The following is a 255-nucleotide window of genomic DNA, read 5'->3' on the forward strand; positions in this document are numbered from 1 at the left end:
GAGGCTGAAAAGCGTAGGCGATGGCAAACAGGCGAAAGATTCCTGTACCACCTTGTTTCCATTTGAGCAATGGGGGGACGCAGGAAGGTAGGGAAAGCGCACCGCTGGACGTGTGCGTCGAAGCAGAAGAGGCTGGCAGACAGGTAAATCCGTCTGCCGTAAGGCTGAGCTGTGACCGCGAGGGAAATATAGTACCGAAGTTCCCGATCCTACACTGCCAAGAAAAGCCTCTAGCGAGGAAACGGGTGCCCGTAC

Annotated in this window: 1 rRNA gene; it reads left to right on the forward strand. The window is 55.7% G+C overall.

From position 1 onward, the window contains the following. Positions 1-255: ribosomal RNA gene (locus HCN83_RS18095) — 23S ribosomal RNA — on the forward strand; the annotation flags it as partial.

This window comes from Alkalicoccus luteus (assembly GCF_012034335.1).
GTDB classification, from domain to species: Bacteria; Bacillota; Bacilli; order Bacillales; family Salisediminibacteriaceae; genus Alkalicoccus; species Alkalicoccus luteus_A.